Below are 335 nucleotides of genomic sequence, written 5' to 3' on the forward strand. Positions count from 1 at the left end.
TCAAGGACGCGCTCGTCGCCAAGCGCGAGGCGGACCGCGCCGCTGCCCGCGAAGCCGACGCCAAGATGCGCCGCGCCGAGCACCTCGACGGCCTGACGCGCGCCTTCGAGACCCGGGTGATGGCGCTCAGCCGCGGCGTCGCCGATGCGGCCTCCGGCATGGAGGCGGCGGCCGGTACCATGGCGGCCACCGCGGAGGCGACCACCGGCCAGTCCGTGACCGTCGCGGCGACCGCCGAGCAGACTTCCGCCAACGTGCAGACGGTGGCGAGCGCGACCGAGGAACTCGCCGCCTCGGTCCAGGAGATCGCCGCGCAGGTCGGCCAGTCGGCCCGC

General features: G+C 75.8%; 1 pseudogene. It reads left to right on the forward strand.

The features are described 5' to 3' along the window. Positions 1–335: pseudogene (locus tag A5481_RS34890) on the forward strand (methyl-accepting chemotaxis protein); the annotation flags it as partial.

The organism is Methylobacterium platani, assembly GCF_001653715.1.
In the GTDB taxonomy this organism is placed as follows: domain Bacteria; phylum Pseudomonadota; class Alphaproteobacteria; order Rhizobiales; family Beijerinckiaceae; genus Methylobacterium; species Methylobacterium platani.